This window comes from Alphaproteobacteria bacterium LSUCC0719 (assembly GCA_040839025.1).
Classification (GTDB): Bacteria; Pseudomonadota; Alphaproteobacteria; order Puniceispirillales; family Puniceispirillaceae; genus UBA8309.
In genome coordinates, this window is the sequence record JBFPJN010000014.1 from 1 (window position 1) to 3,993 (window position 3,993).

At 49.9% G+C, this 3,993-nt stretch carries 4 protein-coding genes and 1 tRNA gene; all 5 read right to left on the reverse strand.

Annotated features, from left to right (window positions below):
• Nucleotides 1–167: 167 nt before the first annotated feature.
• Nucleotides 168–548, reverse strand: coding sequence for a hypothetical protein (locus tag AB3X55_13300; protein ID MEX0504562.1), 381 nt, complete (start codon nt 546–548; stop codon nt 168–170).
• Between the two features lie 113 nt (nt 549–661).
• Nucleotides 662–1,795: a DUF6538 domain-containing protein gene (locus AB3X55_13305; GenBank protein ID MEX0504563.1), complete on the reverse strand. Its 1,134-nt coding sequence runs from the start codon at nt 1,793–1,795 to the stop codon at nt 662–664.
• A gap of 79 nt (nt 1,796–1,874) precedes the next feature.
• Nucleotides 1,875–1,943 (reverse strand) — tRNA-Arg (locus tag AB3X55_13310).
• Nucleotides 1,944–2,080: 137 nt separating this feature from the next.
• On the reverse strand, nt 2,081–2,500 hold the full coding sequence (locus AB3X55_13315) for a hypothetical protein (protein ID MEX0504564.1): 420 nt from the start codon (nt 2,498–2,500) through the stop codon (nt 2,081–2,083).
• A 12-nt stretch (nt 2,501–2,512) separates the two neighbouring features.
• Nucleotides 2,513–3,484, reverse strand: a complete 972-nt coding sequence (locus AB3X55_13320; GenBank protein MEX0504565.1) for a sulfite exporter TauE/SafE family protein — start codon at nt 3,482–3,484, stop codon at nt 2,513–2,515.
• Nucleotides 3,485–3,993: the final 509 nt, after the last annotated feature.

Here is a 3,993-nt window from a genome sequence, read left to right on the forward strand (position 1 = left end):
CCGAGCGCGAGTTGGCAGAATCCCTTAAGAACACAGGTCAACGCGGTGGCGATTTCACCTCTCGGGTGCGCCATTCCTCGCATCGAAACCCGCAGAACGCATAGCGTTTCGACCTGTTCGCATCCCCAGCCATAATCTGACTGGGGATGTTTTTCCTTTCATAGATATCAGAGCTTGGCTGTTACTCTGCCAGCCATAGTGATCAGCGGGCTGTATTTTTCAAACAGACCGAAGAATTCATTGATCCGGTCCCAACCTTGACCCAACTCGACATGCTTTCCGAAATGCTCGTCGTCTTTGTGCACTTCGCTGACAGTATAAACGACGTTCCCTGTTGTGCCTTTTGACGGGTCCATCATGTCGTTTAGCTCAGCCGCCTTAGACACATAATATTCCAGTGTGTGAAGCTTCCCTTCTTCACCTGTTAAGGAGTGCGTTTCTTTCATCCAAGCAGCGTGCGAAGAAATCAGATCATCTACAGCTGCTACGTCCGCATCGGGCACACGCATTGTGAAACCGAAAGTGGTATGTCCAACGTCAAAACTCATTCTCGTCTCCTTCATTTTTCTACTCGTTTCGTACAATACGAGTGTGACAGACATATGAAGTGCATGACAGGCTATTCTGAAATCGATGCGTCCAAGCTAGTTGATCGTCACTTCTAAACGACCTTCTCTAGCCACCTATGTAGAACGTCCAGCTCGTACCCCTTGCCATATCCCTGACCGATGCCAGCGGTCTGCCAGCCTCCGATCTGGTCGATGATATCGCCCGGGCATTGAACAGCTCTCAGCCGGTCCCGCATGCTGTGCCGGAAGGAATGCACAACGCAACCGTCAGGCACATATGACCTGAGCCACTTGTTCAGGGCACTGCTTGCGTAGTTGGCTTTGTTGCCTTCTGGCGTGCAGTAGCGAGGGAAGAGTAGGCCGCCATCACTGCTCTCTACAGCGCGTTTTAAGCCCCACAGAGTCGCACCAACTAGAGGCACATCGCGTTGGCTCTCGGCAGTCTTAAGTCGCCGCCACGGATGCTCTGACAGCCTGACGAACGGCACCTCTTTATCGAGGTGGATGTCACTTGCAGTAAGCCCAATCACTTCTGCCAACCGCATGCCACTGTCAGATACGGCGGCGATGATCCAGCGGATGTCATCATCCAGTTCAAGGCACAGCTTCTGAACCTTGTGAATGTCTTCTATCGGGATTGGCATCCGCTTCACGGGCGCTTTGGCGTTCCCATAGTTCATGTTGGCGAACGGGTTGACGCTCTCGATGCCGTGTTCTCTGGCGATGTAGTTCCAGATGGCTCGGACATTGGACAGATTGCGCTTTACGGTAGCTTGCGATGAGCCACGAGATACCAGCGCATCACGGAACTTCAGCGCATCAGATCGGTTGTAGGCAGATATCGTTTTGTCGCCTGACAGCGATATCACCTCAGCCACGCTTCGTTCTGATGAGGCAATGAACCTCTGGTTACCTTCCTTGCCGGTGGCTTGCACATATAACTGCATCGCCTCAGACAGGCTCGGCTCCTGTTTAGGGCCTGTTATCAGGCCTTCATATACGGATGAGCCATCCTGCGGCAGCGCGAACAGAAGCTCCTGCCACTCGCGATGGAGGGCAGCTACGATCTGACTGGAAAGACGCACGGCTTCAGTGCGGTCTGCAGTGCGAAGAGATCGCTGCAGGATCGATCTTCCGTATTGCGGGATGAGAGGCTTTGGAATGCGCTTCTGCAAGTAGTAGACGCCGCGCTTCCGATAGAGATAGGGAGCAGATACCTTCGTCATAATGTACGACCATTTGTACGCCCGCGATGATGCGAACAGGTCGAAACGCTATGCGTTCTGCGGGTTTCGATGCGAGGAATGGCGCACCCGAGAGGATTCGAACCTCTGACCTCTGCCTTCGGAGGGCAGCGCTCTATCCAGCTGAGCTGTTTAAACAGCGAGAATTCAATCGGTTAGGTGAAAGCAGTTTTCTGCAAATTGTCCCAAATGTCCACTAATTTAACTCTCTGTGTGACCAGAGTGTGACCGCATTAGGGACAAAAGGTCTTAATCAAAATCGTTTCATTAGATTATGCCTGTCATGGCAACACACGTTAATAGACCGGCCAAGATAGCCAAAACTGCAAAGATTGGATTTCTGGATCTCCTCAAAAAGTAAGCCGAAAGAAAGGTCGCGGGCACAACACTGGAAACGCCAATAGCAATGCCAATCATCGTAATGCTCTCACCGGCGGAAGGGTTGGCCAAAAAGAACAGCATGTCTGGCGCTGGACTAAAACCCATACCCAGCCAAATCTGATCAACGTTCTTGCCATCAATGACTGATTGCAAAAGCTGCCTACTGGGTATTGGTGAGTCTTTTTCAATGAAACTGACAATTGTGCCGAGTAAAACAAGAAAAGAAGATATCAGCGTCAGCCAGTAGATGGTCTGCCCATAAATCACTCCAGATATTGGTATCAGAGATTTTTGGTATAAGCGCATCAATTCACCCGTTCACAGCACTGGTATCTCAATGCCAGTCAAGGTCTCAATTCCTCTGGCTACCAATTTAAGGCTTGAGGCAAAAAGTATTATGATTAGTAGGGTTCTAACTGCTGACGCCTTCAAAGATGTTAGGAGGCTGGCTCCGATGAGACCTCCAATGACCTGACCTAGCATCCATGGTGCAGCAATAATCCCAATAAGTGCGCCAACGTTTATGTAAGGCCAGATCGCTGCTGCATTTCCTAAAGCGAGCAGCACTCCGCTCGTGCCAGTTGCCACTTTGATCGGAATGCTCATGACAAGATTCAGGAGTGGAACAGCTGCCCAACCACCTCCCAACCCAAAGAAGCCACCGGTGAATCCGATGACCAAGAAAAGAAATATTGAGATTTTGACGTTAGTAGCACGGTAGCTAACATAGCTTCCCAATGAGCTTTCCCAGTAGGTTTTGCGCAGCTTGAGGAATTGGGAAAAGCTCTCTGACTTTTTTAACGTGGGATAATCGGACGAACCGCTTTTGAAAACAAAGACTGCTGCTATGAAAAGCAACATCAGTCCGAGTAGTAATCTGATTATACCGTCTGATTGTTCACCTAATCTTCGCGCAAGATAGATTGCAGTAAAGGATCCTGACATTCCCCCGATGATAATTGGCAACGCGCCTAGCAGAACGATTTTGATGTCTGCGAGCCCCTTGCGCATGAGTGGACCGGTGGAGATTAAGCCGCTGAACATAGCGACCACCAATCCTGTTGACCGGATTAAGAGCGTGTCAAACGAGGTAAATGCGAGCAGCAACGGCGTGAAAATTACCCCGCCACCAACCCCTGCGATTACCGCAACGATTGCAATAAGGACGCTAACCAGAAAGGAAATTACAATGATGTCGACGCCAGAAAAACTACCCTGCCCACCAAATGCCATGCCATCGATCTGTGTCTCAAGAAACAGATAGCACGCGGAGGTGGCTAGAATGAGCACGAATAGCTCAGGAAAGCTTTTTATGTATTTCAATGTGTTAAGCCGTTGCACGGTTGGCTTTTTTGTTACCTAACCGTTGAACTTAGCTGTTCAAAGCTAGCACCCTAATCGTTTTGATAGATTAAACAGATACAATTCAACCGGTTATGTGTGACCACCTTCCCGCATCGTGTCCCAAATGTCCACTAATTTTACCCTCTGTGTGACCAGAGTGTGATCGGATCAGGGACGAAAGGGACACGCAAGAATTAAGTTGGTTATGGGTTGGCGGGCAAGGGCCAGTGGGGGGTGCCGGTACATGTGCAGGTACGCCCGAGAGGGATTGGTGGCGGGTTGTTTTCTGAATGTAAAACGGATGGTCGAAAGGGAATGCTCCGACGGTTCACGCGACGAAAACCTGTTGGTCGTTCCTAAAGAGGTGGTAAAGGAAAAGTGGAAATGGCAAATCTGAGCGGTTCAGATTGATCTCAAAAAGCCCTTTCTCATAGGTGATCTCATCGACAAGACCA